The sequence below is a fragment of the bacterium genome (assembly GCA_041648665.1).
Lineage (GTDB): Bacteria > UBA10199 > UBA10199 > 2-02-FULL-44-16 > JAAZCA01 > JAFGMW01.
Window position 1 is genome coordinate 1 of sequence record JBAZOP010000191.1, and the last position, 2,909, is coordinate 2,909.

The window sequence follows — 2,909 nt, forward strand, 5'->3', positions numbered from 1 at the left end:
CCTACCAGCGGCAATACGGGGCTGACGCCCTCGAACTACTGGTCAGTCACCACGAAGATGTCGCTGTACTTGAAGGGGCCGCCACCGTTGATCCGTGGATCTCATTGGGACGGGTCGAAACCACGGCGGGTCAACTCGCGCTGGTCGACGAAAACCACGTTCAGCATCCCGACGTACTGGCTGCCGCCCGTGGAGAAGCGGCAGATGAAATCGTCGCGCAGCGAGGAGTCGTGAGCAACACTGGTCCGGATCCGGGCGGAGTGTTCCCATTGCTGGGATACCGAGTCGAGGGTCAAGTCGTCGCTCTTGTCGCCCGCTTCGGTGAGGTGCAGCCCCGCAGGAGACGATGGTGGCCGTTCTGGTGACGGGCGTCCCGCTCGGGACAAGTCGCCACGCGGCGACGCCACGAGCGCAGCGGCGCGTCATGCGACTTGTGGCGTCGCGACCAGCGCAGCTTGCGTCGAGCAGCCTAACGGCGCTCTCGTCAGTCTAGTCTCATTTCATCACTTCTTGTGGGCCAGGGCCCTGAGGCCTCGTCGCGCGCGCACGGAGCTTGTGGAAAGGTAACCGTTCAGGGGGGTCGTTGCGCGATGAGATCGATGCTGGCAGCCTGCGCGCATGACCAATCTACAGCAGAGCATCGAGCAGCAGGTTAGCGCCTTCGTGCGCAACATCAGTGACCTGGTCCGGCGGGCAGCGATCGATGCGCTCGAACGCGCGAGCGTGGTCCCGGCCGTCGACGTGGTCGGGGTCGAGGAACAGCGGAAGCCGAGGCGGACAAGCACCGGCAAGGGCAGGCAGCGGCTGGCGAGAAAGCCAGCTCCGGCGCGCGAGCCAGCAGAGTTGGCGGCGCTGACGGAGCGGCTGTACGAGGCGATCGCCTCGCACCCGGGCGAGACGATGGAAGTCCTCGCAGCGGTTGTGGGCTGCCCGGGTAAGCAGCTGCGCGTGAGCATCGAGCACCTGCTGACTCGGGAGCGCGTCAGGAAAGCCGGAGAGCGGCGGTCGACCCGCTACTTTCCGATGGACACCGACGGGCGGTAGCTGCGCCGCGCACCTCAGCCGCCTACGCGGCGAGGAGGGAGGGGCACGGCTGACCGAGGCGGTGCGCCTCGCAGGCCGCCGTCAGATAGGCAAGGACCGGCTTGCTCTGCTTGCGAGCGGTGTGCGCGACGGTCATGATGCGCTCGGCGAAGCGGTTTCCCCGCTCGCTCTGGGTACCGAAGCTGCGTCGGCGCCAGAGGACGAAGCGGCGCAGTTCCCTCTCGGCGTGGTTGTTCGTTGGCTCCACCTGCGGGTTGTCGACGAAGGTCCACAGCGCCTCGCGATGGGCGAGGATGTTCTCGCACGAGCCCGAGAGCGGCTTGATCTTCGCCCGTGCCGCCCGCTGAAGGACGGCCTCGACCTGCAGCCGGATCGGTGCCATCCGCCGACGAAAGACCTTCCCAGAGATCTCGCCGTCCTTGTACTGGCGGTAGTAGTCGAACATGATGCCGGTGTACTCGAGCAGCACTCGGCCGAAGCGGCCCGCGGGCCCCGCACGCTCCGAGAAGGAGACGAACTTGCGGAGCAGGTGCGCCCAGCAGATCTGCCGCCGCTTCATGGCCCAGAAGTTGAGCGCCGTCGCCCGGTCGGACACCAGTACGCCCTTGATGCGCCCCAGCAGCCCCTTGAGCGCCTCGGTCGTTCCGTCGGTGAGCACCTTGAAGACGGTCACGGCGGCGGTCGCGATCGTCCAGAGTTGCAGAGCCTGGCCGGCCTGGCGCCAGCTGGTGCCGTCGGCGTGCTTGACGTCCGCCTGCTGGGCCCTGTCCCACGCCTCGTCCACCGCGGGCTCGACGCCCTTGCTGACGCGGTTCTCTGCCCCGCTCAGAGCTCCGAGCGAGATCTTCACCCCGAACAGATCCGCCAGGGCCGCCACGGTCTGCCGGCGCCCCATCTGATAGATGCCCGTGAACATCGCCATGATGCTCGAGAGGCGCGGCCCGAACGCTGATGCCTTGACCTGGTCAGGGATCGAGGCACGCGTGGTGTGTCCACAACTGCACGTCACCGCGTGGCCGCGATGCTCGGTTGTCTCGGGCTTGACAGGCGGCAGTTCCGTGACCTGAAAGCGCTCCGGGTTCTCGTCGGGAGTGCGAGGAAGGCTCTTCCAGCAGTTCTCGCAGAGCTTGGGGTAGTGATCTTCGACGTGGCGGACCTGATCAGGCGGCAGCAGGGTCCGGTGGCTCCCTCGATGTCCGGGCTGTCCCCCTCTCTTTCGCTTCTTCTTGCCCTTCTTCGATTTCCGCGACGGCCTGCTGCCGGGTTTGTCGGTCGAGGGTGGCTTGCTCGAGTTGCTGGAGTTCTGTCCCAGCCGCTCCTGCAACTCCGCCACCAGCTGCTGCAGCTTCTTGATCTCGGCCCGAAGCTCGGCGATGAGCTCGTCCCGCTTCCGCAGTTGCTCCTCCAGATCTCTGACTTGCGCCGCCGTTTCTTGCACTTTCTTCCATGCAACACACTTCCTTCTGCTTGTCGATCCCCCTCGGCAGATGATCGAAATGATCCAGGAATCGGCTCGTCAGCTGGCCGTTCTCCAAAACCGACCACCCCCGTGAACGGTTACATAGTAAACACGCTCAGGACCCGACTACCCAGTCTTCTTCGCGAAGGAGGTCAAATGGGTGGCCTGCGGGAAACGGAGGATCCTGACAAGCGTCGCCGCTGCAACGTCCTACGCGAGAAGCTGCAAGCCGAGTCCGAGAAGCTCAAGGTTCTCGCTCAGCAACTCCCCACTCCACGTTTCGCAGATCTGGTGGGGGTGCAGATCCCAGTTTCCCATCGTGTAGACCCCGACGTCACGCGGCAGCTCGCGCCTTGGCATTGTGGGGCCGGGCGAGCTGAGGCTGCGCAGCGAGCGTGAGGTCGCC

General features: G+C 65.6%; 4 protein-coding genes. 2 read left to right on the forward strand and 2 right to left on the reverse strand.

All coding sequences use genetic code 11. The features are described 5' to 3' along the window. A partial coding sequence (locus WC683_20550; protein ID MFA4975002.1) for a hypothetical protein occupies positions 1 to 234 on the forward strand: 234 nt, incomplete at its 5' end. 384 nt (positions 235 to 618) lie between these two features. Beyond that, on the forward strand, positions 619 to 1,044 hold the full coding sequence (locus WC683_20555) for a hypothetical protein (GenBank protein MFA4975003.1): 426 nt from the start codon (positions 619 to 621) through the stop codon (positions 1,042 to 1,044). 22 nt (positions 1,045 to 1,066) lie between these two features. On the opposite strand, the gene WC683_20560 is transcribed toward WC683_20555, so the two are convergent. After that, the gene (locus tag WC683_20560) at positions 1,067 to 2,452 is read right to left on the reverse strand and encodes an IS66 family transposase (GenBank protein MFA4975004.1); all 1,386 of its coding nucleotides are present in this window, start codon (positions 2,450 to 2,452) and stop codon (positions 1,067 to 1,069) included. A gap of 261 nt (positions 2,453 to 2,713) precedes the next feature. Further along, positions 2,714 to 2,909 (reverse strand): hypothetical protein (locus tag WC683_20565; protein MFA4975005.1); only part of this gene is annotated, 196 nt, incomplete at its 5' end.

Bases quoted from the DNA above. Each gene is read 5' to 3' on its own strand.
- WC683_20555 (MFA4975003.1), top strand. From the start codon at position 619: ATGACCAATCTACAGCAGAGCATCGAGCAGCAGGTTAGCGCCTTCGTG.